The following is a 24,393-nucleotide window of genomic DNA, read 5'->3' as shown; positions in this document are numbered from 1 at the left end:
GACAGCCCGGGGAAGATCACAGATTAGAGATGGTGCGAAAGGGGGGACTTGAACCCCCACGGGTTGCCCCGCCAGATCCTAAGTCTGGTGCGTCTGCCAATTTCGCCACTTTCGCATTGCAATCGACGGCACTTGGGTTTTGCTCTTTCTCTGGTATCCGTTCGTTGCCCATGAGGTCCTGAAAAAACCAAGGGTGATCACCTGCTTGGCTGTGATCCGGATTTAGGGGCATATCGCACGGACATTTTTATTGTACCGTGTCCAATCTACTACTAAGCGAGTTTCCTGGATCGCGGCGCCGGCACTTGCCGATACCGCAGGCACCTAGGCCTCCTTAACAAAGAAAGCCAACGTGTCCCTCGTGTCGGCGATGCTGGCGGCGAACGTCTCCGATCGGCTGCCGACTTCCGCTATAACGAGTTGGTCCGGCTAAGATGCCTGCCCCACGAGCGTTGGAGCAAGCATCTCAGCCATTGCAACTAAAGAATAATGCAGTTAACGACGGGTCGTTTCGAACAAGAACCACGCTCGACGCTGGGACTGATCGATCCAATTCTCGAGGAGACTAGCGGTGGCGACGTCTTCCGCATCATCGCAAAGGGTGTGAACAGCCCGCATGCTCAGGACCAGAGCCTTCTCATCCTCATGAAGCTCGCTAAGCATGTCCTCGGGAGTGACATACTCTGCATCGTTGTCGGCGATCCGCTGCAACCTGGCAATGTGACCAATCGAGCGAACGGTGGTTCCACCGATCTTACGAACGCGTTCAGCGATATCGTCAGTGGCGTCGAAGATCTGTTCTGCGTGGTCGTCGAGCAGAAGATGATAGTCCCTGAAGTGTGGGCCGCTCATGTGCCAATGAAAGTTCTTCGTCTTCACGTAGAGGGCGAAGAAATCTGCCAGCAATACATTGAGTGCGCCGGTGATGTCCTTTCGCGCCTCACCCGAAATGTCGGATGGAGTGGAGAGGGCCGACTTTTGTCGATCCATGAGTTCAGCTTTTGTTGTCATATTCTTACTCCTTTTCTAGCAACGGTGCGGGGTTTATGGCCAATTGGGCGCTGACGGCCGGGTCTATGGGTCTCTATCGATATCATCTCAATTAGCCAAACCACTAGATGCAGCAAAGTAGAACCTGTCATCGCTGAGTAGCTGGCGAACGAAGTACAACAGGATCTTTTTCGCAAACACAAGACGAGAGTGATTGCTCCTATTCAAGTAGATATCAAATCCCCCATTGATTTTATCTCCGCCCTACATTGATTTAAGGGAAAGTTTAAATTCCGTGTGCTGGCACTGGAGACTGTGGGGCGTAGAGGGCCCACGCGCTAGCCAGGTCTTGAACTATATGACCAAGCGACTTGTATACCGTAATTTCCTCGGCGGAGCGGCGGCCTACAATCTCACCCATTAGAACTTGACCGATCTCGGCGACGATATGTTCGTCTCGGACCAAGCCGGCCGCCCTGGCGCGGATGAACTCTGCGCCTTGATGCAGGACGCCCTCGCGACTGTCGGCAACGAATCGCGAGCGGAGCACAAGGTCGTTGTCTACTTCCGCCGGCCCCGCGTAGCTAGACCCAACTAGATTCAGATGGGTGCCTGGTCGCACCCATTCGCCCCGCAAAATCGGCTCAGTTGCCGAGGTAACTGTACAGATGATGTCGGCATGGGCGACCGCTTCCTGTACAGATCCTGCCGTAGATACTGGCAGGCCAAGTTTTGTCCGTAGCCGCTCGGCGAAGCTGTGGGCGCGTTCCGGCGACCGCCCCCAAACGACAATCGATTCGAGGTCACGGACCAAACAGATCGCCCCCGCGTGGCTCGCAGCCTGCTCGCCATAGCCAAGCAGCACAAGGCGTCGAGCATCTTTGCGGGCCAATGCGTCGGTCGCTGCTGCGCTCGCGGATGCTGTGCGAATGGCCGTAATTTCGCCGGCATGAACGGCGCAAACAGGCGCTCCAGTTTCGGGTTCGAAGAGCACGACGAGCCCCTGATGCGACTGTTTGCCGTCGGCGAAGTTATCGCGGCAAACGCTGATTAATTTTGCCCCGAAGGGGGCGTGTGAGCCCATTGCCCCGGGCATGATTCCAAATAATCGACCCTCGGACAAGGGAATGATGGAGCGCAAGAGTTGCTTCGTCTCTCCCCTCGACAATGCAATCATTGCCTGGCGCATGATGGGGATGCATACTTCGTAAGTAAGCCGTGCGGCAACTTCTTCACGGTCGATAAATCGCAATGCAAGTACTCCTGGGTTTTGGTATCAGTTCAGACCGACATGGGAGATTAGCCAGTCTTCTCTAGAAGTCTATCCCTACCTTCATAGCTGCTTTCGCAGGGTCAAGGACTGCTAGATCTTTTACCATCCCCTGCGCGGCCGCCGCTTTCATGCATAAGAACTTCTGGTATCCTTCTATGGAAGTCGTTGCGCGTTACGTTGCGCATTGAGCTTCATCATCGATCGAGCAAAACAAACAAATGGTTCGCTAGAGACAAAGGGCATGCCCGTTGTCTTGTTCAGTGACGGTCTTTTTGGGCGCTGAGTATAGACTCGCTAGTAAAATTTTCCGTACCTTCGCTCTCAGCATTTCGCGCTTTTTGCTTCCTGCTCGATATTCGACATGGCGGAGTGCCGCCCACCTCCAGCGAGGTTCTGATCTATGAAGAAGTGCCGTTTTAGTGTGTGCGGAGTAGCAACGGTTCTGCTGTTGATATCATTGGCGGCTTCGGGGCAACGGTCTGGTGCGCAGAATCCAACCCAGCATGGAGCGAACACTCTAGGCAGTTCGCAAAAACTATTCTCCGAGCTAACGGCTCGCGTAGCGGCCGACCCAGCTGACGCAATTTGCGCACGGTCGGCAGCCGGAGCGTTGGTATCTGATCCGCCATCGATTGCCAGTACCGGGGGAGTGCTCGAGGTAACGTTTCATTACCAGTCGGCAGTCGATGCGGCTGGTCTCACGCGATACTGCTACGTGTATACGGATTCGACCGGCGCTGCACAGGAAGCGCCCACGCTCGAGGTCAATCCCGGCGACAAATTGATCATTCATTTCTACAACGATTTGACCGCGCCTGCGGCCGCCGATGCTGCTGCGCATGTCATGAAGGGAATGAAGATGGCAGCTGCCCCGGGAGCGGCGGCAAGCCCTGCCGACAGCGCCTGTTCGGCGACCACTGTCACGTCGACAAGCACAAATATACATTTTCACGGAACAAATGCAGCGCCTGTATGCCATCAGGATGAAGTCGTGCACACGTTGATTCAGCCGCAGCAGGAGTTTGACTACACGGTGCAGATTCCAGCGGATGAGCCACCCGGCGCTTATTGGTATCACTCGCATGCGCATGGATTCAGCGATCCTCAACTGACCGGTGGCGCCTCCGGCGTCATCATTGTTCAGGGCATTGAAAACGTAAATCCTATCGTCGCCGGCTTGCCGGAGCGGGTCTTTGTAATGCGCGACCAATACCTGCCGGCATCCGAGGCGAATGCGGCGGGAGCTCCGAAGACCGACCTTTCGATCAATTACGTGCCGGTGCTCTTTCCCTCTTATACTCCTGCGGTGATTCAGACCCTTCCAGCCGAGAAGGAATTCTGGAGAGTCTTAAATACATCGGCGGACACGCTGCTTGATTTGGAAGTGCTCGTCAATAACGTCGCCCAACCGTTACAAATCGTCTCCGTCGACGGAGTGCCTTTAACCGATAGCAGTGGCAACCCGACCACGACGACCGTGACCAGTTACGCAATGAGTCCTGCCTCGCGCATCGAGTTTGTGGTGACGACACCGGTGGTAGGAGCGACCGCGCAATTAGTTACCGAGACATGGAATAACGGCCCGAGCGGCGATGCAGATCCCGGTCGCCCCATTGCGAATATTGTGAGCAGCACCAGTGCTCCTTCAGCGGTCCCTGCCATCAAGCGTCTGCCGGCGCAGACTCGCGCGCAGACCGTGACGCGCTTCGCCGCCATAAATGCGACGACACCGGTGACGCAAAGAACGCTCTATTTTTCAGTGAAGTCCGATTTCACTGAGTTCTACATCACTCCGGATGGGCAAACGCCTACCGTCTTTAGAATGGACGGGCCGCCTAATATTACGGTCACTGAGGGTACGGTCGAGCAATGGACCATCGAGAACCGCTCCACGATGGACCATAATTTTCATATTCATCAGTTGCACTTTCAAACTCTTGCAGTGAATGGAGTGGCGGTCAATGATTTAACTCGGCGGGACACGGTCGACGTTCCTCACTGGAGTGGAAAAGCCTCTGATCCTTACCCGAGCGTGACTCTGCTGATGGATTTCCGCGATCCCAATATCGTCGGTACGTTCGTCTATCACTGTCACATCCTCTCGCATGAAGACCTTGGCATGATGGGGATGATCCAGGTGCTGCCGGGCGCAACGACGACCACGTTAACGGCATCGCCAGCCAATACCTCTGCCGGAACGACGGTGACGCTCACGGCGACGGTCGCTCCCAGCGCGGGCAATGGAACCCCGACCGGGACAGTGACCTTTCAGAACGGCGCCACGACGCTCGGCACCGGCACTCTGAACAGCGCGGGGGTGGCCACATTGACGACCACGGCGCTGCCGATTGGCGGTAACTCGATCACGGCTGTCTATTCCGGCGACAGTTCCTTTGCTGCATCGACTGCCACTGCGGTGGCGATCACGATCACCGCCGCAGCCACCACAACCACACTTACGGCCTCTCCAACTTCCGTACAATTCGGCGCAAATGTGACCCTGACGGCAACCGTGACGGCGCCCGCAGGGACAGGCACGCTAGCCGGCAGCGTTACATTTCTCAACGGCAGCACCACCCTTGCAACCGTGCCCCTGAACGCGGCCGGAGTTGCTACTTTCAGCACCACAGCGCTGCCCCCAGGAAGCGCCTCCATTACCGCTACGTACGCCGGGAATAGCGCATTTGCGAGTTCGACCTCGGCGCCGGTTACGGTCCCTGTGCAGGCGGCCACCACAACCACGCTTGCAGCTTCTCCAACTTCGCTATCGTTCGGCGGAAATGTGACCTTGACTTCGACCGTGACGGCGCCCGCGGGAGCAGGTACGGTTTCCGGCAGCGTTGCTTTTCTTAACGGGAGCACCACTCTTGGAACCGCGCCACTGAACAGCGCTGGAGTCGCAACTCTCAGCATCACTTCGCTGCCCCCGGGTAGTGCGGCCCTTACTGCTGCGTACGCCGGGAATAGCGCGTTTGCCAGTTCGACCTCGGCGCCAGTTACAGTGGCCGTGCAGGCGGCGGCGACGACCACGACCCTCTCGGCTTCACCAACCACCGCACTTTTCGGTGCAAGCGTGGCCTTCACGGCGACCGTCGCGGCTCCGGCGGGCGCTGGAATCCCGTCGGGCAGTGTGACTTTTCTAAACGGCGTCACTGCGCTTGGCACCGCGCCCTTGAACGGTAGCGGCGTAGCAACCTTCAGTACAACCACCCTTCCGGTAGGAAGCGCATCGATCACGGCGGCTTATGCGGGCGGTGGCAATTTTGGCGCGTCTACTTCGACCGCGATACCTGTGACGATCACGGCCCCCCCTCCCGCCGACTTTAGTGTGGCGGCCGCTCCGACCACGCTGACCATGGCGCCGGGGGGCACGGGAATGAGCACCGTGACGATCAGCCCGCTGAATGGGTTCAATAGTGCGGTTACGTTTGCCTGCACCGGGTTGCCGACTGCGTCGACGTGCACGTTCAGCCCCGCGAGTGTCACGCCGAACGGGACCGCCGCGATCACGACCACGGTGACAATCAATACAACGGCGGCTTCAGCCAAAGTATTGCCGCTACTACCATCCAACTCCGGGCCGCTGTATGCTCTGGTCCTCCCAGGGATCGGGGCGTTGTTGGGTCTGGGAAGACTGCGCAGGAGATTGCCCGCTCCCTTACAGCGCACAGCCATTGCAACTGCCGCGCTGGCGCTGGGTTTGGGCATCGGTGCTTGTGGGAGCGGTGCTACGATGTCTTCGCCTCAGAATGGAGGCACTCCTGCCGGGACCAGCACAGTTACTGTGACTGCGACTTCAGGAGCGACCGCACATACTGCCGCGCTGACATTAACGATTGCGCATTAGGTTTAAGGGGCAGAGGCGCCGCGTTAGTAACTTAGGGCGGCATTTTCTCAAACTCGTTGTCCCACTCGATCGTGAAGGCCACCAGCACCTGGGAGAAGCGGGGTCCGCAGGAGAGACGAGCTTCAGTCAAGGACCGCTTTCCTGTCGAAAGGGTACTCCAGTGATCGCGCCGGTTCGCTCGCACATTGATGCGCTTCCGGAAGGATGATCGTAGTTGGCGAAGTGCGGGTTTACCCTTATACTCGGATCATCGGTTACGATCTGCGTGAACAGGTCTGCCGATCTTGTGAGGTGCGCCTTCTGCAGTCAGAGTGATTCACTGACGCTCGAAGTTCCGTCATCCGAAACCACGGCGTGGCTAGCCGTGGTCCGCCATCTTCGAAGTTGGCCTCATCTCCTGCGAAGTCCGGTGGACGATGTCTGCTCTGTGTTGTTTCCCTCCTCATGCTGCATCTGCAGCAGCCCCCTTTTGCGGCTTACCCGCTCTCCAATTTGCGGCAATTGCTGGAGTGATTTAACTCCTCAGGGCGGGGTTTTGTGTCTGCGTTGCAGTGAAGATCTACGAATCGCCACCTTTTTCCCGCCGACGACCACCGCCCTCAAGCCAGAGGACCAGTTATGCCAGCCATGTCGTCTTGTTCCGCCTCCTTTTGAACGTGCAGTCGCATATGGAGGCTACGCCGGCACACTTCGTTCCCTGATCCATGCACTGAAGTACGACGGGATGACTGCAATCGCAGAGCGATTGGGAGTACGGTTGGCTGACGTGCTGCTTGAACTCGGCGATCAGGCTGCCTCCGTGGGGATGGCGTGGAAAGACGTCCTGGTGCTTCCCGTGCCTATGCATGCGGCAAAGCAAAAGCAGCGTGGATTCAACCATGCGGAGTTGCTCGCCCGTTCGGCAGCCAAATCTCTCCACGCTCGACGTTCGGAATGGAATCCGCGCTTGAGGATCGGGATGCTCGAGCGGAGAAGAGCGACTGCCAGTCAATCTGGCCTCACTCCGCATCAACGCCGCGCCAATCTGCGCGGCGTTTTTTTTGTGCCTAGACCGGAGCAGGTCGCGGGGCGTCAGGTCCTGCTTATCGACGATATATATACCACCGGAGCGACAGCCCGGGCGTGCAGCCAGGCGTTGCGTCGCGCCGGTGCAGCTTCCGTGTGGGTGGCGACGGTGGCGAGGCCGCAACGCGAGACGTTCGCGGCTCCACAGTTCGTCCAAATCGCCGACGACGAAGAACTGCCAATGCAGGACGACGTCGCCTTCTGGGATTCGAAGCAAGAAGGTTTTCAACTAGGGAAGTGAGGCGCCGCAATCGCCGATTGCGGTGAGTAGGCAAACGGACAGTAGTAATTCAGTATTTGGGGGATAAATGTCTTTAGGCAAAGCCATGATCCACGCGCGTAAGCAGAAGTCTTTGGCGAAGTGCCACACGATGCCCAGCCCGGGTTCGTCCGACGACGTGCGGCTCCAACCTCCAGCCGTCATGCAGAAGCCAGTGCTGGTGCTGAATGCGTCCTATGAGCCGATCAACATTTGTGGCGCGCGCCGGGCGTTGGTCCTGGTGTTAAAGGGCGTGGCCAAGACGGAGGAAGAGCATGGAACGGTTCTGCATGCTGCGCGGGTGCGAATGCCGATGCCGTCGGTAATCCGGCTGCTCGAATATCGCCGCATCCCTCATCAAACGCGAGCGCTCTCGCGCAAAAACATCCTGCTGCGGGACCGGAATACCTGCCAATATTGCGGAGTCATTCTGACCGCCGGCGAGCTGACTTTGGACCATGTGATCCCCCGGTCGCGAGGCGGCCAATCTACCTGGGAGAATTTGGTCGCCTGCTGCCACAGCTGCAACCGCCGCAAGGGAAATCAATTGCTCCATGAACTCGAGACGATGAGGTTAATGCGCGAGCCGCGGCCTTTCTCACTTCACACCAGCCGGCACATCATGCGGATGATCGGGCATTCCGATCAAAAATGGCGTAAGTACTTGTACTACTGAGGGTCTTGAGGCAAGGGACAAGCGGTTGCACTATTGGGCGCCAGAAGCTCCGTCAACGGCGGTTTCCTGAGGCTCCATGAGCCTCACATCTACCCGAAAGCGATGGAAGTCGCGGTTTTCTTCTTTTGTCTCCCCGCGAACGGTGTCAAAGCCGCGCTTAGCTTCGAACGAAACATCGCTTTGGGCAGGCAGCCACACCCCCTCTTTTTTCAAAAAGTCGATGCGCGCAACCGTACCCTTCTTCATTGAGGCGTCATCGGCAACTAATCTCGCTTCGAGACGGCTGACGATCAGGTCTTCGCGATCGATCCACAACCTCAATTGCTTATGAAGGGCGCGGCGGTCTTCCTCGTCAGCGGGACTCACATCCGTCCGCGGAATACTCTCGATTACGATCGCCGGACGGCCATTGACGATCTCTTCGCCGGCCAGCGTGTTGGAGAAGAGTCTTGTCAGTTGAGGCAGCGGAAAGTCGACATTCCAGGGTCGTTTCAGGTAGGCGCGTTTCTCCTCGAGGCTCATCTGGTTGCGTTCCGCAAACGTCTGATCGTAGCGCCTCTGCTCCTCCGCCGCTGCCGGTCCGTCGAGCGGCCTTTGATTTTCCTCAAGAAGACGCCGATAGGGGAGTCCGCCAACAAAAATGACTTCATATTTCGCCGAATAATCGATGAGCAATTTGCCGGTTTGTGTGAAATTACGGTTCCGGTATTGAATGCCGTAAGTGAACGCCATGGCCGCACGCCGATTTTTGAGCGTTCGCGGAATTGCGACAGCGAGGATGGAGCTTGGACTCGATATGTCCAGGGGTGCATCAGCGATTCGAGGAGGTGCTACGGATTTTCGGCCACTCTGATCTGGAGCAGCCTGAAAGGCGCGCGCAAAAGGGTGAAAGCAGAGCGCCAGGCCCGCTCCCAGAAACAAAAATCCCATCATGCGCTTCGTTGCCATACAGCGGATCTCCAGTGGAGAGCTTTTTTATAGTGAAGCTGCAGCAGAAGCGTCTTGAGCTATTCACTGGCAGACAATGTAGTCTGCAATCCGACGCTGAACCATCATCTTGCTACCACATCTTAAAACATGCAACTTACTGCTTCGGGGGCGGCGGTGTCTGTCCAGACTGGGAGCCGGATCCCTGTCCGGAGTTTGTCGATGCCGACGTAGCCGGATGGTCGTAGGTTGAATATTGGCGGGCCGGACGCTTCAATCGCACTACTATCTCCTTCGTGTCGCTGTTGATCTTGTAGTCCTGCCCGTAAGTCTGAAAGCCGTTGGCGATCACCTGCAGCGTCACTGTATCCCCGATAGGGATTACGTCGATAATGGCCTTGCCTTCTTCATTGGTTTTCAGTTCCATGTTGCCTTTGCCTTCTTCGCCGACCATATGGAAGATGACTGCAGCATTCTCCACCGGCTTGCCGTTCGTATCCTTGATGACTGCTACGGAGACATGGGCTGTATCGGGCGGAGGAACGTATTTACGGCCCCGTTTGTCTGCGTCCTGTGCGTGTGCGGCTGCACAGAGTACGACAACTGAACTGAAGATGGTGAGCTTGAACAACCTGCGAAGCTGCAACATCTTCCCATTGTATGCAACCTGGCTTTGCTTGTGAATTACCCTGGGCCAAAAGCCACTTGGGACCTCCAGGGCTTCAAGCTCGGAGTAGCCCAAGCGGGAAAAGGATCGAAGACGTGGATGCATCGGATTTCCGTCGAATCGCACTGAGCCTCGAGGGCAGCGAGGAAGGTTCTCATATGGGCGCGGCCGACTTTCGCGTCGGGGGCAGGATCTTTGCCACTCTAGCCTCGCAGAGCAAAGGCTACGGCAATCTGCAGCTTACCCCCGAACAACAAGCTGACTTTATCGGAGAGCAGCCTGACATTTTTCTCCCGGTGGCTGGAGGGTGGGGAAGAATGGGCATGACCCACATTCGTCTCGCCCTGGCGACGGAGGATGTGCTGGCTGGCGCTCTACATACGGCCTGGAAGTCGCGGCTGGAAAAGAACCAAAAAGCCGGAACGGCAAGGCGAGCTGATCGGAAGAACGCTCCCGCCAAGGGGAAAGTAGCCGCAAAATCAAGTTCTCGAAAATCTAGAAAATGAACTCCCGGCTGGGGGCCGGCCATTCTCGCAGTGGCAGTTCGCTCGCGGTGGCAGTTCGGTAGTACAACCGGCTGTCGGCGGCTGGACCGCTTTCCCAGGATCCATCCGCGGCTGAGACGTTGAGGCCAAAGGAGGCGTGAAGACGACTGCTATGATGGCTGCATTTCACATCGGAGGATGAGTACATGGCCTTTGCGCGGCTGCGCATGGTCGTTGTTGGTGCAGCAGTGTTTATCCCCGCGCTCGGACCGCTCGGTTGCGGTCTGATCCAGGGGCAAAGCGGCGAGCAGGTTGCACCCCCACAACCTCATGGCCACGTCTTCTTTCGAGTTCAGGCTCCGTCCTCGGCCGGCGCTCCCGTTGCCGGCCGGCTGTTGATCTTCGTCCGCCAGGGCTCCGGAGACAGCGAGATTACTACCAGCGAGTTCAGTCAAGAAAACACGTGGGTCGCGGCCAAGGAAGTGATAAGTGCGGCTCCCGGCGAGATGCTCGAGATCAATGCCGATGAATTGGCCTTCCCGAGGCCGTTCATGCAGCTGCCGCCCGGAAAATATGAAGCTCAGGCCGTTCTCGATACAGATCACAGCTATAACTACAAGGGACGAGGACCACAGGATTGGATAAGCCCGGCGACCTCTTTAGGAAACTGGCAACCTGGCTCCGTCTCCGAACCGTTGCTGGTTCTGGATCACCACCCGCCAGGAGACATGAAACGATCCGCCGGCCGTCTTGCCTTGACCGCCAAGGCCAAGTTCGACGGGGCGCATGAAGAAGAGTTCGTGAGTCCGCTGCTGAGCCGTTTCTGGGGGCATGAGGTCAAGATCAGATCATGGGTTATCTCTCCCCCTGGCTACTCCGGGCAGAGCCGCGAAACCTACCCTACCGCCTACTGGACGCAAGGTTTCGGCGCTGGGCTGGACTCTGCACTGCTCGACGGCTTGCGACTCTACGACCGCATGAAGGACGGCACCATGCCGCCCATGTTCTGGGTCATGCTGGATGAGTCAATTCCTCAGGGGACCCATGAGTTCGCTGATTCCGTAAACAATGGTCCGTGGGGGGCCGCGCTGACCACCGAATTCATCCCTTATCTGGAAGCCAAGTACCGCATGGACGCTCGGCCAAATGGCCGGTTCTTGAATGGACACTCCAGTGGTGGATGGGCGACGCTGCAGCTGCAAATCAATTATCCCTACATCTTTGGCGGAACCTGGTCGACGTCTCCCGATTCCAGCGACTTCCACGACTTCAATGGCCCGGACCTCTATGCAGCTCATGCCAATCTCTACCGGAAGCCGGATGGGTCTCCATGGCCGATCATCCGTGGAGAAGGCAAGGTCGAGGCCACCTTTGAGCAGCTTGCCCGTCTTGAAAATGTCCTGGGGCCGTATGGAGGCCAGCTGGGTTCCTTCGATTGGGTCTTCTCGCCGAGAGGACCAAACGGCGCTCCCGAACCGATGTTCGACCGACGAAGCGGTGATGTCCATCCCCAGGTGATCGCCTACTGGCGGGACCACTACGATCTCGCTCACTTGATTGAGAACACCTGGAGCGAGCGGGGGCCGCTGCTCAAGGGTCGCATCCATGTGTTTGTAGGCACCGCCGACACTTTCTACCTGGATGGACCGGCGCATCGCCTGGAAGCCGTTCTAGATAAGCTCGGCGGCGATCCGCATTTCAGTTATTTGCCTGGACGAACCCATTTCAACGTTTATCTTCTTGGCGACGATGCCAACGGTCTGATCGACCAGATCGCGACAGAGATGTATGCCGTAGCCCGCCCGGGGGTAGCCTGGAAAGATGATCTCCGGCGCAACTAACTGATTTAAATGGATTAAGAAAACCGGATCTCCCGGATTGCCTACTCGTGACGCATTACTGAAGATTTCTCGCGAGCGGGCTTCGGAGCGCGAGATGCAGCTTGCCAAGCACACATTTTTGTGCTTGCTTTTCAGCGCATAACTATCTTATAATTCTATAGCTTGTGACTTTCCGGTGCACTGCAACCCACAGGCAGAAGACGATCGTCTTCTTCAAGAGTCTAAAAGCCAAGGAGAAAGAAAACGATGGCAAAGCGTCGTGGCAATCCCAATTGGGGTAAGCCGGAGCCGATTGGCCCGGTGGTTCCTACCGTTACTTCCTTCGAGCAGGTTGTGAAAGAGTTTAAGCTCACCCCTGACCAATATATTCGTTCCACTCGTTTGCGGGAGTGGGCGCGCCGGAATAAGAACTCTAAGTATATTCCAGAAGCGCTTTTGGAAGCATGGGGTTTTGAGATCGAGTCGACACTGTAAAGCTTCAATCTCGGAGTGAGGTAAAAAACGCCGTCCTGAATCCTGGGACGGCGTTTTTGCGTCTGCTCGGATAGAAAGGGGTTCAGCCATCATTCTGGACCCTGTAGCAAGATGCTGTCGGGCGTAATCTCGCGGTTCTCGCTCTCGAGAAATGCTCTACTGTAATAGAGGGCACTCTAATGGAAGCAGTTCGCCTCGAGGAGAAATTTGCCTTGTTCTCGGACCATTGGCGCCCAAAGGTAGTCGCAGCAGCCAATGGCCAGGAACTGAAGTTGATTAAGGTGCGCGGCGAATTTCCGTGGCATCATCATCACGATGCGGATGAGCTTTTTCTGGTCTGGAAAGGTACCTTTCGCGTCGAATTCAAAGACCACATTGTCACTCTTGGGCGCGGCGACGTGGTTGTCGTGCCGGCTGGCGTTCTCCATCGCACGGCTGCCGACGAAGAAGCAGAGATCCTCTGTTTCGAACCTAAGGGGCTGCTAAACACTGGCAACGTCACTGATGCTGAATTCAGCGCGCCAACGGACGTGAAAATCTGAAGCAAGGAAGTACCAGCACTATGAATGATTCCCAACCAATACGGATGGTGTCCCCATTCATTGACGTTCCCGGCGCGCTTGCAGAGTTCAAGGCCGGCCGCATGGTGATCGTGGTGGATGATGAAGACCGCGAAAACGAAGGCGACCTCACGCTCGCGGCCGAGTTCGTTACGCCGGAAGCAATCAACTTCATGGCGAAGTTTGGCCGCGGCCTGATCTGTTTGACCTTGACAGAGGAACGCGCCGACTATCTGCGGCTCGGTCCCATGACGCAGGAAAATTCCTCTCGCTTCGGCACTGCCTTCACGGAGTCCATTGAAGCCCGCGAAGGCGTCACTACCGGGATATCCGCCTATGACCGTTCGCACACCATTCGCGTAGCCATCGATTCACGCTCAACGGCCGCCGATCTTGCCCGCCCTGGGCATGTCTTTCCGTTGCGCGCAAGGCGAGGTGGCGTACTGGTCCGGGCCGGTCAGACCGAGGCCTCAGTGGATCTTGCCCGGCTCGCCGGCCTGGTTCCTGCTGGAGTGATCTGCGAGATCATGAAGGACGATGGCACCATGGCGAGAGTTCCCGACCTCATTGAGTTCTGCAACGAACATGGCATGAAGATGCTTACTGTCGCAGAGCTGATACGCTACCGTCTGCGGAACGAGCGCTACATCTACCGGGTCGCCGAGAGCATGCTGCCGACGCCCTATGGCGACTTTCGCATGATTGCCTACGAAAGCGAAGTGGACGGCGGTGAGAGTCACCTGGCGCTCGTCAAAGGTGATGTTGGGGTGGACGATAAGCCGGTTCTGGTTAGAGTGCACTCTCACTGCTTGTCGGGAGATGTGTTCGGTACGACGCTTTGCGACTGCCACTCGGTGGTGCAGCGTTCGCTCCAGGCGATCGCTGAGGCTGGTTGTGGGGCGTTGATCTACCTGCACAACACTAGTCTGGGCTTCGAGATTGATCGCCGCAGCGAACCGCATCGCCTGATCTTTCACCGTGAGTCTCAACTTCGGAACTCGAGGACCGATGACCATGAGTCTCACGATGAGCGCAGTCGGCGAACGCTCCGCGAAGTAGGCTTGGGAGGACAAATCCTCTCCGACCTGAAAATATCCAAGATACGCCTGCTATCGAACACCCCTACTCACGTTCCGGCGCTCGAGGGCTTTGGCCTGGAGATTGTCGAGCAGATCCCGATTCCAGGCACTGCTGTTGTGACCAGGAGGAGCTAATTGGGTTTAGAAGCAGCGGTATACATTAAGAAAGCTCATATCTCGGTTGAATGGCTAGACGAGACTATAACTGTCGATGAAACTACCGGAGAGGTGATCTCCGAGACCTTCCATATTCCCGCGAAAGCGAAGGAAGCCATAAGCTACCGGCTTGGAAACGGCAAGTACATCGAGCGCTGCCGGCTGGAGATCGAGAAAGTTGCTAAAGGTCGCGGACTGGCGATGCCGGTTCTCTTCCACCAGGTGCTCTCGGGTGAAGTCCAGCCGGGCGATGTGGTGAAATACTCTGAAATCCCCAATCTGAAGAGGGAATTGAAGTTTCTCGAAAGGGCGCCGAAGTTCTCCGCCGACGTCAAAGAGCTTCTCTTTCGGCTAAATAAACTGGTGGAGGCGGCTGAGGCGAATCACAATCCCATCGCCTTTACCTAAAGTCGTGTAGAGGGAAATCGGCAGGAATCGCTCTCCATCTCAATACACGGCTCAGCAGAGAAGACTTCTTTAAAATGCCCGCAAGAGTTCAATCAGGATTCGGCTTGCCTCGCGCAGGACCTCTTGTTCCGAGCGTTCAAGCCGCGCAATCTGGCGGGATAGAGAGTCAACCCGGCGCTTCCTTCCTTCCAAGAGCAACGTCCGTCCTTCCATGGTCGCCGCAATGCGAATACCCCGCCCATCTTGGGCGTCCCGCTCTTTTGTGACCAGATGCTGTCGTTCGAGCGCGTTGACGATCCGAGTCATGGTTGGGGGTCGAACCTGCTCTGTCGCTGCAAGTTCGCCGAGACTGATCGGACCACCGAACACAACGACGGACAGCGCAGAAAGCCGGGGAGCATTCAAGCCACTGCTCTCATCTTCGCGGCGCAGCTTCCGGAGCAGGTGAATGGCGGAGGAATGCAACTGGTCAGCGACCTGGTGAGCTTCCAGCGAAGATTCATCTTTCATAAGCGTCCGGTTCTATGATATATCGTTAGCCAAGCTAATCAATTCTCTTAGAGTCTAAGGAGAAGAAAATGCCCGCTAACGCGCCGCTTGCCAGCACCGCCGCCGTTCGTTTGGACGCCATCGGCCAGATCGCCTTAACCGTTCAAGATCTGGCTATCTCAAAAGAGTTCTATCAAAACACTCTCGGAATGCAGTTCCTCTTCGATGCAGGAACGATGGCGTTCTTCCAATGCGGCACGACACGCTTGATGATTGGAGTTGCCGAAAAGCCCATCCATCCGGAAGGCACGATCCTTTACTTCCGCGTCTCGGACATTCAAGAAGTCTGCTCGGTCTTAGTCGAGAAGGGAGTGGAGTTCCTCCAGCCGCCGCATCTGGTTGCGAAGATGCCCGACCACGATCTGTGGTTGGCGTTCCTCAAAGATCCCAGTGGCAATACCCTGGCGCTCATGAGCGAAGTGGGTCGGGACGTAACTTCCTAGCTGCGCCCGACTTGCTGCCGGCCGAGGTTGAGCACAAAGGTGAATAGACTTTATCGTGTCTCTTGCTTGACTACGGCCTCGATTGGCTTCTTCGCCTTGGTTGTCGTGATGATGACCACGCTAACCAGGACGAACAGCGTTCCCAGGACTGTCCGCAGGGAAAGCGCCTCGCCAGCCAGGAAGTATCCGAGAAGCACCGCGATGACCGGATTGACGTAGGCGTACGTGCCGACCTTGGTTGGAGATTCATGATGGATCAGCCACACATAGGCGGTAAACCCGAGGATCGAGCCCGCGAGGATGAGATAGAGGAGCGAAAGCCAGGCTTTCGGAGTGACATTTGTGGGGGGGAAATGCTGAAACTCTCCGAACGCCGCCGCTACCAAGGCGAGCAGCATCCCTCCAGCCAGCATCTGTGCCCCCGAACTCATGATCTTGGAGGCTGGAAGCGTCAGTTTGCGAGTCAGCACCGAAGCCAGGGACCAACTGATCGAACCGACAATGAGCGCTCCGGCGCCGGCTTTATCGATCGGAGCGCCACCTAGATGCAGCGAGGGGCTCATCAGGACCGCTACTCCACCGAGCCCGATCAAGAGCGCGAAAGCCAGCCGCAAGGTGAGTCGCTGCGTTTTCAGGACAAGGATCTCGGATAACGCCATAAATACGGGGATGGTAGCCATCATGACCGCGGCGAGGCCCGACGGAACGCGCTGCTCGGCCCAGAACAGCAATCCATAATCCAGAACGAAGATCAGCAAGGCCAGCAAACTAACCGACAGCCATTGGCGCCGGCTGGGCACTGGCACGCCCTTTGCAATGACCCAGATAAAAAGAGCCAGGCCGGCAACCGAGAAGCGCATAGCCGCGAAGAGAAACGGCGGAACTTCCCGGACGCCGATTCGAATGGCAAGAAAAGTGGAACCCCAGACGAAATAGATGATGGCGAAGGCTAACAACGTCTTCCACTTCGGCCGCAGGTCTTGAGTTTCCATAGCAGAATCCTACCTGCACGGCGGGGAGTCAGAATTTCGCCAAGATCGGCTATGATTCGCTAGAGTAACGTCGCAGCTAAAATGGCTTCTCTCGAGAAACGCCATGTTGGCCTCTTCTCAAAGCAAAGGCCTGCCAGGCGTAGCCGTAAGTGCGTCCGCGCTTCATAAAGGACTTATGAAACTCATTTCCTGCGCATCGGCCCTTCTTCTCGCTATCTCGTCAGCCTGTATTCTGGCTCAGCAGACCATGCCTCCACAAACCGACACCAGCTTCATCGACGAACAGGGAACTGCCCACATTACCCGTGTCGTTCCGGTGCCCAAGACCATTAGCCCCGCTGCTCAGGCGAGACTTGGCACACCGGCTTCCGACGCCGCCGTTCCGCAGACGCTCGCCGAGCGGCGAAGCAGTACGGATGCCTGGCAGACGCGCGCCGGCGAGGCTTCGAAGGCAGTCTACCCGGTCAACATCGAAAACCGCACCATTGCCGGTGTCCCGACGCGCGTCGTTGACCCGGTCGACGCGACCCCGGCGCATCCCGATCAGGTGCTCATCAATCTGCATGGGGGCGGCTTCAATTCTGATTCAGGCTCGTTCACCGAGTCGATCCCGATCGCTAATTTGACCCACACCCGCGTCGTCGCGGTCCTTTACCGCCTTGCGCCGGAACATCCGTATCCTGCCGGTCTTGAGGATGCGGTCGCAGTCTATCGCGAGCTCTTGAAGACCTACAAGCCAGCCAGGATCGGGATCTACGGAACCTCCGCTGGCGCGATTCTGACGGCGGAGGTGGCAGTGCGCTTGAAGCAGTTAGGGCTTCCACTGCCGGGAGCGCTTGGCATCTTTTCCGGCATGGGAGACTTCTCCCTGCTTGGGGATTCGATTGCAATGTATGCCCTGAATGGACTCTCCGGACACCTCGATGTGCCGCACGATGATAAGTCTGACAGTAGTTATGTCGGCCGCACCAACCCCAAAGATCCGGTCCTGTCGCCAATCTATGCAGATCTCCATGGACTTCCGCCCACGCTCTTTGTCACCAGCGGACGCGACCTGCTACTCAGCGGCACGAGTCTGCTGCACCGAGCTTTCCTCCGCCATGGAGTCGATGCAAGGCTGGTTATCTTCGAGGCATTGCCGCATGCCTTCTGGAACGACGTCAGCTTGCCGGAGTCGAAAGAAGCCTACGGTTATATGGCGGACTTCTTCTCTCAACAGCTGAGCCGGTAACCCGCATTTCTACGAATTCCGAAACGCCAATGGAGCCGAGATTCTCGCAGCGCACTTCATGGGATACGGCTGAGACGGAATGGGCAAGGTTGTTGCGCGAGCGCCGGCTGACCGGACTTCCCATCTTCGATCTGACTGCGTCGAATCCTACGCGGGCCGGCTTTGCCTATGATGAGTCACTGCTAAGACCGCTGTTAAGTTCCGCAGCGCTCGAGTACGAACCGAATCCAAAAGGCCTGCGATCGGCCCGCGAAGCGATAGCCGCATACTACGCCGGTCACGGAGCCGTCCTCGATCCAGAGCAGGTGTTGCTGACCACCAGCACCAGCGAGGCGTATAGCTTCGTCTTCCGTCTGCTCTGCAACCCAGGAGACGAAGTGTTGATCGCCCAGCCGAGCTATCCGCTCTTCGATTTTCTAGCCGCTTTGGACGATGTCCGTCTTGTCCCTTATCCGCTTTTTTATGACTACGGCTGGCACTTGGATGAGGGAGCACTTCGGCAAAAAATTACCTCCCGGACGAGAGCGATCGCGCTGGTCCACCCCAACAATCCTACCGGCCATTTCACCAAGCCCGAGGAACGCAAGGCGCTCGAGGCGATCTGTGTCGAGCATGGCCTCACGCTGATTGTGGATGAAGTCTTCCTGGACTATGCCGTGAGCGAAGGCCCCACAGAAGAGAGTTTCGCTTCCGGGGAGCACCCGGTTCTTACCTTTGTCCTAAGCGGGCTCAGCAAAATTGCCGGATTGCCGCAGATGAAAGCAGCCTGGCTGGCCTGCTTCGGCCCCCAGCCCACGCTCTTGTCAGCACTGGATCGTCTCGACGTGATCGCGGATACCTTCTTGTCGATGAATGCTCCCGTCCAGGCCGCAATCCCGTTCTGGCTCAGCTCGCGCAGCAGCATTCAGCAGCAGATCGGGCAACGAATCAAGGCCAACCTCGATACACTGGATGCAATGCTCGCGAAGTCGGGCGTGATACGCAGGCTGGCGATCGAGGCCGGGTGGTACGCGGTGCTGCGCATTCCGGCCCACGGCAGCGATGAAGAGACTGCTTGCCGGTTGATCCGTGAACACGGCGTCGCCATTCACAGCGGAGAGGCTTTCGGCTTTGACGCTGCAGGATGGCTCGTTGCCAGCTTGTTGCCAACGGAATCAGAGTTCAAGCGGGCCCTCGAGTATATAACAGCTGAATTCGAGACGGGCCCTACCGGCAAAATTTAGCGCAATAACTTTCCTGATTCCGCTAAAGCGACGCATTACGTTAGCAGCCAATCGCTCACAAAATAAATCACTTACGAGAACCCAAGGAACGGGTTGCTATCTCGCTCTTTACCGATCGTGGTCGACTGCCCGTGGCCTGGAACGACGATCGTCGCCTCGGGTAGCGGGAGAAGTCGGTCATGAATGGACCGCAGGATCAGGCGTTCGTCCCCGCCCGGAAGGTCGGTTCTCCCGATCGAGCCGGAAAAGAGCGTGTCGCCGGCAACCAGCAATTGTTGGGGTGCGAAGTAGAGGCAGATGCTCCCTTCGGTATGCCCGGGCGTTGCGAGCACTTCCCCTTTGAGGTTCGTTATGCCGATAATGAGCCCGTCATGGGCGTCCTGGTCGGGAGGCGCAACCTCAGGCGAGTTCACACCGAGCCACCCGGCCTGGATGTTCATCATGGAGAGCTGTGGAAGGTCCCGCTGATTGAGGAAGATAGGTGCGCCAGTAGCCCGTTTGAGCAAGACCGCCCCGCCCACGTGGTCGATGTGGCCGTGGGTGACGATGATTTGCTTGAGTTTGAGGCGATGCGAGGCCAGACGGGTCAGGATCTCGGCAACATTGTCACCGGGATCAACGACGACCGCCTCGCCCGTGGTCTCATCACCCAGAATAGTGCAATTGCAGCGTAGAATTCCGACCGGGAAAGTTTCTTGGATCACGACGCTCGCACCCTCGGAACTCTGCGATTATTTGCCGGGCTTGGCAGGTGCGGTAGGAGCAGCTTTGGTCCCCTCGAGTACCGAACGCGGCCCGTTATGACGGGCGATCAGCACGAATAATCCAATGGAGGTCAGCATGAAGATGATGGCCGACCAGGTAGTGAGCTTGGTGAGCAGATTGGCCGCGCCCCGAGGCCCGAAGGCGGTTTGAGAGCCCTGCCCGCCAAAGGCGCCGGCGAGGTCGGCGCTCTTTCCTTGCTGCAGCAGAATCACGCCGATCAGGAAGAGGCATACGATGACGTGAATGATGGTGAGAAAGATGATCATGCTGGTCTTTTCTTAGAAAGAACTGTTGGGTCAATGAAGAGCTGCCGGGGGACTGAGGAAACCCTCCCTATGGACTGCGAAGCTGGCTGAGAAACTTGGTGCGGAAGAGGGGACTTGAACCCCTATGCCTTGCGGCGCCGCCCCCTCAAGACGGTGTGTCTGCCATTTCACCACTTCCGCAATCTACAAAGACCCGCCGCCAAACCCGAAGCGATCCTTGAAAAGTATAGCAAAGACGCGGCCTCACGTCTGGCCCCTCAAATCCACCTCGATGGGGTTTCGGCGGATTTTAGAAGGTCCCGTTGTACCGGAAATCGAGTAGGTTTCAAGTGAGATGCTTTTCTCGAGAAAGAAGTACCAAAAGGGGATTCAATCGACTAGTATGCCTCTGATCAAGAAAACAATATCTCCTGAGATCTTTCATTGGATCGACAATGCATCCAAGACCAAAAGAAGAAGGTTCATCAGGATCGAAAGAAGTTAATCAGAATTCAGCCAAGGCCTGTAGGAAGGGCTGATCGCTGGGAAGAGGGCTTGATGGCAGAGTTGGCGAGAATTGAGAAATTTACCCCCACTGATCTGGAAACCTTGCGAAACGAACTTATGCGAGCCAAGGTGGATTCATGGCAGGCCGCTGATGTGGTTTCCGCGTTCCTTATGGGTCGCGGCTACGGAGTCAATGCCAGCGCGATGCGGAACGCGGTCCCCCATCTGACGGTGCAACCCGGTTCCTATGAAGTCATGCAGGCGGTATTAGAAGCTGTAGCCTTCGTTATGTAGCGCTCAGACATGGTCGAGAGCAGTCACTGGATCCGTGAAGCTGATTATTCGTACTTCAACGAGTCGACCGGATTCATCTGGGCCGCCCGGTTCGCGGGCAAGGTGCCGAAGATCACTCCGACCATGGTCGAAGTGACCAGTGAGATCACCACCGACCAACCCGAGATTGGGATGCGGTAATCGGTAAATAACCTGACGCCAATCGGAATGGCGATGCCGATTACCGAGCCAATTACTCCGCCGCTCAGAGAAATGAACACCGCCTCAACCAGAAATTGAAGCTTGATCTCGCGGTACGTTGCTCCTAACGCCTTCCGAATGCCGATCTCGCGAATGCGGGCCCTCACCGTCGCCAGCATGATATTCATAATCCCCACGCCTCCCACCGCCAGGGTCACGGTCGAGACCAGCAACAAGACGACCGTCAGCGCGTTGGTGACCTGATTTGCCACATCCAGCACGGCGGTCAAAGTTTCCACTTTGTAGACGGAATTTCGATTATGGCGGCTCGATACCACCCGCACGATCTGTTGCGCGGCGTCTTCCACATCGTTCTGATCGCGCACCGAAAAGAAAATCTGTTTTACAAAATCAGTGCCGGTGAAGTAGCGGGCGACCGAGTAGGGGATCAGGATTGTCTCCGCATCGATCTCCGTCTGACCCATGGTATCGATGCTCTCTTTAAAGGTACCGGTGATGGTGAAGGGGATGCCGGTGAGAGCCAGGCTCTGATTGATAGCAGCCTCATTGCTGCCGAAGCGAGCGCGCGCGAAGGCCTCCGTGACCACCGCAGCCTTGGTATGTGTTTCCTCGTCCTGCTGGTCGAAAAATCGCCCGGAAGTGATGACTAAATTGCGCACCTGCGCATACTCAGGACTAACGCCGAGCACCAGAACGTCCTTGAGCTTTCCGCCTGGATAGGTGATGCGGTCATGCATCTCGAGCATGGGGGAGGAAGCAGCAACCGCTGGCACGCGCTGCATTACGGCAGCTTCGTCGTCCAGGTTGAGGAAATCGTTGCGGGTGTCGCTGACCGCGCCAACACCGCCCCCGGCATATTCCAACTCGACCATGTTTGTCCCAACACCCTGAATGGCCTTAAGAACATATTGTTTTCCTGTCAGGCCAATGGTTACTACCAGGATCAAGGACGCCGAACCTATGACCATGCCTAGCGCCGTCAGCGCAAATCTGACTTTGCTCGCCCGGAAGCTGTCCAGGGCCAGTAGCACGATCTCGGAGAGAACCATCGTCCGCTTGGCGCTATCCAGCGTCTTCTGAAAAGAGCGTCGCGAAGCTTGAGGGACCCGCTGAGACTGAGGCCTGACTGGCGGAGTTGCAATGGCCATAGAGGATAGATGCGCCCGCCTGCGAACGGCTTCATCTCCGTTCCAGAAGGCCCCTTCAGTCTATCGCTTACTGCGTACGGAGCGGCAACGCGCTCGGTCTTTCGCTATGAAACTGGACTTCGAGCATGGTGCAGTCGTCGTTGGCGGGCGCAAGTCCACAAAAGTGCTGGACCCGCTCGAAGATTGCTTCGAGGGAGTTGCTGCACACTGCCGCCTCCTCCAGTCGTTCGTCGCCGAAGAACTCGCCAGCCGTATTCTCCGCCTCGGTGACCCCGTCGGTCACCAGCAGAATGCGCGAGCCAGCCTCGATGCGGACCGAGTCGCCGCGAAACGTCGCCTCGCCGATCAGGCCTACAGGCAGGTTGGAAGTCTTCAGATGGTGGACGCCGCTGGGCGAACAGAGCAGCGGGTGAATGTGGCCGCAGTTGATGTAGTCAAGCACCCCGTTGCGGGTGAGCTTCAGGATGACCATGGTGGCGTACTTGCCCACGTCTTTGGCGCAGATATAGTGGTTCGCCACCTCGGCGATACTCTGCAGCGGCTGACCGGCGAGCAACTGCGAGTAGACCATGCCCTGAAGCGTCGAAGCGAGGATGGCCGCCGAGACTCCCTTGCCGGAGACATCGGCCAGCACCAGCGAAAGGCTCTCATCATCGGCCACCACATCGAAGAAGTCGCCGCCGATCTCTTTACAAGGGATGGAGCGGGCAGCGATGGTCGCGTAGGGGAGCGCCGGGATCTTGACGGTCATGAGATTCTGTTGGATCGCGGCGGCGATATTCAGCTCCTCGCGGTAGCGCCGGGCATGCTCTTCGGCGATGGCAAGCTGCGCATTGTCGATCAGCGCGGCGGCCTCGGTCGCGATGGTCTTCAGCAGGTCGTTGTCAACCTCCGTGAGTTTGCCTGGATTCAACCGGCTGTCGAGGTAAAGTACCCCTAAAATCTCGCCTGAGGTGACCCCGTCGGAGTCGCCGGGCTGACGTTGCTCGCGGCGGCGGCGCAGCGGGATGCAGATGACGGTGCGGATGCTCTGCGCCACCATACTGTCAGTCCGCGCGCCGGACTCGGCGGTCAGCGTATCGGTAATCATGTATTCGCCGGCGGTGCGCGTCGCCTGCTGAATGGCGGTGCGCGAGAGGGTCTGGTCGTCGGCCAGCACTTCGCCGCTGCTGCTGCGCCCGACGGCCATGTTCAGCACCCCGGCCTCGTCAACCAGGAAAACGTAGCCGCGCTCGACTTTGGTGAGCTGCAGTGTGGTCTCGACCAGCGACGCCAAGATCTGGTCGACCGCCCCGACGGTGTTCAATTTGCGCGCCGCTTCCAGGAACCAGCGCAGCTTTTCGAGGTCCGAGTTCGGAGAAGAGATGGCCTGAATTTGCCCGAGTAAATCGCGAATGGTGGAATGGCTGGTATTTCCCTGGGCGTCGAAGCGTAAGACTGGCCCATCGATCGAGCCGAAATGAATGGCATCGTTCGCGGTGAGCCGCTGTCTCTCGATGCGCTGGCCGTTGACGAAAGTACCATGACGGCTGCCTACATCCGAAATGAAGAAGGCGCCGGCGTCATAGATAATTTCGGCGTGTTTCCGGGAGACGAAGGGGTGCGACAAGACCAGATCGCGGTCCGGAGCGCGACCGACGGTGAACGGGCTATGCAGGATCACACTCGGAGTTTCGATTGCACCGTCAAGCAGAATTACCGGCGTCCTGGGCGGATCTACCGTCATCCCCACCTTCCAAAGGTAAGACCATCAGGCGAACCCGGATTCGCTCGCGTCTCCGGCGCGCTGAAGCTGGGCGTCGAACACGTTCCTACCAAGATCGCCATTCGCCTGCTAAGTATACACAGCGAAGGCCGGAGACCAGGGAGCCAGAGTATTTTGCGGCCAGAGCTCTTCGGCGATCTGGCATCGCGACTGCGACCATCCCCGAAATGGACCCTTCCCGATATGGATTCCATTGTGACAGTCCCTTGACAAAGTTGGTTCCGCTGACTATACCAATGATGTTCGCTCTTGTTTTTGAGACAGCGAACCGTCCGGGCCACCCGTATACTCACAATCGTTGGTTCGATGACCCTTACCTCCAC

General features: G+C 57.3%; 24 protein-coding genes and 2 tRNA genes. 14 read left to right on the top strand and 12 right to left on the bottom strand.

Annotated features, from left to right (window positions below):
- Nucleotides 1-30: 30 nt before the first annotated feature.
- The 3 genes from ACPOL_RS00260 to ACPOL_RS00250 all read right to left on the bottom strand — a co-directional run bounded on the left by ACPOL_RS00260 (nucleotide 31) and on the right by ACPOL_RS00250 (nucleotide 2,242).
- Nucleotides 31-115: transfer RNA gene (locus tag ACPOL_RS00260), tRNA-Leu, on the bottom strand.
- 380 nt (nucleotides 116-495) lie between these two features.
- Nucleotides 496-1,011 (bottom strand): Dps family protein, encoded by a 516-nt coding sequence (locus tag ACPOL_RS00255; RefSeq protein ID WP_114205281.1) that lies wholly within the window; start codon nucleotides 1,009-1,011, stop codon nucleotides 496-498.
- Nucleotides 1,012-1,276: 265 nt separating this feature from the next.
- Nucleotides 1,277-2,242 (bottom strand): ornithine cyclodeaminase family protein, encoded by a 966-nt coding sequence (locus ACPOL_RS00250; protein ID WP_114205280.1) that lies wholly within the window; start codon nucleotides 2,240-2,242, stop codon nucleotides 1,277-1,279.
- A gap of 421 nt (nucleotides 2,243-2,663) precedes the next feature.
- On the opposite strand from ACPOL_RS00250, the gene ACPOL_RS00245 reads away from it, so the two are divergent.
- The 3 genes from ACPOL_RS00245 to ACPOL_RS00235 all read left to right on the top strand — a co-directional run bounded on the left by ACPOL_RS00245 (nucleotide 2,664) and on the right by ACPOL_RS00235 (nucleotide 8,110).
- Nucleotides 2,664-6,110 (top strand): Ig-like domain repeat protein, encoded by a 3,447-nt coding sequence (locus ACPOL_RS00245; protein ID WP_114205279.1) that lies wholly within the window; start codon nucleotides 2,664-2,666, stop codon nucleotides 6,108-6,110.
- 724 nt (nucleotides 6,111-6,834) lie between these two features.
- Nucleotides 6,835-7,416: a ComF family protein gene (locus ACPOL_RS00240; protein ID WP_150132852.1), complete on the top strand. Its 582-nt coding sequence runs from the start codon at nucleotides 6,835-6,837 to the stop codon at nucleotides 7,414-7,416.
- A gap of 67 nt (nucleotides 7,417-7,483) precedes the next feature.
- Nucleotides 7,484-8,110, top strand: coding sequence for an HNH endonuclease (locus tag ACPOL_RS00235; RefSeq protein WP_114205277.1), 627 nt, complete (start codon nucleotides 7,484-7,486; stop codon nucleotides 8,108-8,110).
- A 30-nt stretch (nucleotides 8,111-8,140) separates the two neighbouring features.
- Here ACPOL_RS00235 and ACPOL_RS00230 read toward each other — a convergent pair whose 3' ends face one another.
- Nucleotides 8,141-9,058, bottom strand: a complete 918-nt coding sequence (locus ACPOL_RS00230) for a LolA-like protein (RefSeq protein WP_114205276.1) — start codon at nucleotides 9,056-9,058, stop codon at nucleotides 8,141-8,143.
- A gap of 136 nt (nucleotides 9,059-9,194) precedes the next feature.
- On the bottom strand, nucleotides 9,195-9,809 hold the full coding sequence (locus ACPOL_RS00225) for a carboxypeptidase-like regulatory domain-containing protein (RefSeq protein WP_150132851.1): 615 nt from the start codon (nucleotides 9,807-9,809) through the stop codon (nucleotides 9,195-9,197).
- On the opposite strand from ACPOL_RS00225, the gene ACPOL_RS00220 reads away from it, so the two are divergent.
- The 6 genes from ACPOL_RS00220 to ACPOL_RS00195 all read left to right on the top strand — a co-directional run bounded on the left by ACPOL_RS00220 (nucleotide 9,800) and on the right by ACPOL_RS00195 (nucleotide 14,707).
- Nucleotides 9,800-10,210: an MmcQ/YjbR family DNA-binding protein gene (locus tag ACPOL_RS00220; RefSeq protein ID WP_114205274.1), complete on the top strand. Its 411-nt coding sequence runs from the start codon at nucleotides 9,800-9,802 to the stop codon at nucleotides 10,208-10,210. The two genes, ACPOL_RS00225 and ACPOL_RS00220, sit on opposite strands and share 10 nt — an antisense overlap.
- Before the next feature lie 185 nt (nucleotides 10,211-10,395).
- Nucleotides 10,396-12,030 carry an alpha/beta hydrolase-fold protein gene (locus tag ACPOL_RS00215; RefSeq protein ID WP_236657133.1) on the top strand — a complete coding sequence of 545 codons (1,635 nt, stop codon included), beginning with the start codon at nucleotides 10,396-10,398 and terminating at the stop codon, nucleotides 12,028-12,030.
- 246 nt (nucleotides 12,031-12,276) lie between these two features.
- The gene (locus tag ACPOL_RS00210) at nucleotides 12,277-12,504 is read left to right on the top strand and encodes a hypothetical protein (RefSeq protein ID WP_020713518.1); all 228 of its coding nucleotides are present in this window, start codon (nucleotides 12,277-12,279) and stop codon (nucleotides 12,502-12,504) included.
- Nucleotides 12,505-12,683: 179 nt separating this feature from the next.
- Nucleotides 12,684-13,046, top strand: coding sequence for a cupin domain-containing protein (locus ACPOL_RS00205; RefSeq protein WP_114205273.1), 363 nt, complete (start codon nucleotides 12,684-12,686; stop codon nucleotides 13,044-13,046).
- Between the two features lie 20 nt (nucleotides 13,047-13,066).
- Nucleotides 13,067-14,278, top strand: a complete 1,212-nt coding sequence (ribB, locus tag ACPOL_RS00200) for a 3,4-dihydroxy-2-butanone-4-phosphate synthase (protein ID WP_236657132.1) — start codon at nucleotides 13,067-13,069, stop codon at nucleotides 14,276-14,278.
- Nucleotides 14,279-14,707 (top strand): hypothetical protein, encoded by a 429-nt coding sequence (locus ACPOL_RS00195; RefSeq protein ID WP_114205271.1) that lies wholly within the window; start codon nucleotides 14,279-14,281, stop codon nucleotides 14,705-14,707. It abuts the gene before it with no gap.
- Nucleotides 14,708-14,776: 69 nt separating this feature from the next.
- Here the strand turns inward: ACPOL_RS00195 and ACPOL_RS00190 are convergent, their stop codons facing one another.
- Nucleotides 14,777-15,217, bottom strand: a complete 441-nt coding sequence (locus tag ACPOL_RS00190) for a MarR family winged helix-turn-helix transcriptional regulator (RefSeq protein WP_114205270.1) — start codon at nucleotides 15,215-15,217, stop codon at nucleotides 14,777-14,779.
- A 68-nt stretch (nucleotides 15,218-15,285) separates the two neighbouring features.
- Between ACPOL_RS00190 and ACPOL_RS00185 the strand changes: the two genes are divergently transcribed.
- Nucleotides 15,286-15,699: a VOC family protein gene (locus tag ACPOL_RS00185; protein ID WP_114205269.1), complete on the top strand. Its 414-nt coding sequence runs from the start codon at nucleotides 15,286-15,288 to the stop codon at nucleotides 15,697-15,699.
- A gap of 50 nt (nucleotides 15,700-15,749) precedes the next feature.
- Here ACPOL_RS00185 and ACPOL_RS00180 read toward each other — a convergent pair whose 3' ends face one another.
- Complete coding sequence (locus tag ACPOL_RS00180) at nucleotides 15,750-16,691, bottom strand: EamA family transporter (protein ID WP_114205268.1); 942 nt, start codon at nucleotides 16,689-16,691, stop codon at nucleotides 15,750-15,752.
- Nucleotides 16,692-16,866: 175 nt separating this feature from the next.
- Between ACPOL_RS00180 and ACPOL_RS00175 the strand changes: the two genes are divergently transcribed.
- Complete coding sequence (locus tag ACPOL_RS00175; RefSeq protein ID WP_114210515.1) at nucleotides 16,867-17,922, top strand: alpha/beta hydrolase; 1,056 nt, start codon at nucleotides 16,867-16,869, stop codon at nucleotides 17,920-17,922.
- A gap of 29 nt (nucleotides 17,923-17,951) precedes the next feature.
- Nucleotides 17,952-19,145 carry a pyridoxal phosphate-dependent aminotransferase gene (locus tag ACPOL_RS00170; protein ID WP_114205267.1) on the top strand — a complete coding sequence of 398 codons (1,194 nt, stop codon included), beginning with the start codon at nucleotides 17,952-17,954 and terminating at the stop codon, nucleotides 19,143-19,145.
- Between the two features lie 71 nt (nucleotides 19,146-19,216).
- Here the strand turns inward: ACPOL_RS00170 and ACPOL_RS00165 are convergent, their stop codons facing one another.
- The 3 genes from ACPOL_RS00165 to ACPOL_RS00155 form a co-directional block, all read right to left on the bottom strand.
- On the bottom strand, nucleotides 19,217-19,849 hold the full coding sequence (locus ACPOL_RS00165) for an MBL fold metallo-hydrolase (protein ID WP_114205266.1): 633 nt from the start codon (nucleotides 19,847-19,849) through the stop codon (nucleotides 19,217-19,219).
- A 27-nt stretch (nucleotides 19,850-19,876) separates the two neighbouring features.
- Nucleotides 19,877-20,176, bottom strand: a complete 300-nt coding sequence (secG, locus tag ACPOL_RS00160; protein ID WP_114205265.1) for a preprotein translocase subunit SecG — start codon at nucleotides 20,174-20,176, stop codon at nucleotides 19,877-19,879.
- Nucleotides 20,177-20,272: 96 nt separating this feature from the next.
- Nucleotides 20,273-20,356, bottom strand: a tRNA-Leu gene (locus tag ACPOL_RS00155).
- A 357-nt stretch (nucleotides 20,357-20,713) separates the two neighbouring features.
- Between ACPOL_RS00155 and ACPOL_RS00150 the strand changes: the two genes are divergently transcribed.
- Nucleotides 20,714-20,956, top strand: coding sequence for a hypothetical protein (locus ACPOL_RS00150; protein ID WP_114210514.1), 243 nt, complete (start codon nucleotides 20,714-20,716; stop codon nucleotides 20,954-20,956).
- A 44-nt stretch (nucleotides 20,957-21,000) separates the two neighbouring features.
- Here the strand turns inward: ACPOL_RS00150 and ACPOL_RS00145 are convergent, their stop codons facing one another.
- Together ACPOL_RS00145 and ACPOL_RS00140 are read right to left on the bottom strand one after the other, a co-directional pair.
- The gene (locus tag ACPOL_RS00145) at nucleotides 21,001-22,305 is read right to left on the bottom strand and encodes an ABC transporter permease (RefSeq protein ID WP_114205264.1); all 1,305 of its coding nucleotides are present in this window, start codon (nucleotides 22,303-22,305) and stop codon (nucleotides 21,001-21,003) included.
- Nucleotides 22,306-22,372: 67 nt separating this feature from the next.
- Nucleotides 22,373-23,968 (bottom strand): SpoIIE family protein phosphatase, encoded by a 1,596-nt coding sequence (locus tag ACPOL_RS00140; RefSeq protein ID WP_161557106.1) that lies wholly within the window; start codon nucleotides 23,966-23,968, stop codon nucleotides 22,373-22,375.
- On the opposite strand from ACPOL_RS00140, the gene ACPOL_RS33355 reads away from it, so the two are divergent.
- On the top strand, nucleotides 23,957-24,280 hold the full coding sequence (locus tag ACPOL_RS33355) for a hypothetical protein (RefSeq protein WP_161557105.1): 324 nt from the start codon (nucleotides 23,957-23,959) through the stop codon (nucleotides 24,278-24,280). The genes ACPOL_RS00140 and ACPOL_RS33355 overlap by 12 nt on opposite strands.
- Nucleotides 24,281-24,393 lie beyond the last annotated feature (113 nt).

Origin of the sequence: Acidisarcina polymorpha, from assembly GCF_003330725.1 — a bacterium.
GTDB lineage: Bacteria > Acidobacteriota > Terriglobia > Terriglobales > Acidobacteriaceae > Acidisarcina > Acidisarcina polymorpha.
This window is presented reverse-complemented; position numbering and strand designations above follow the sequence as displayed.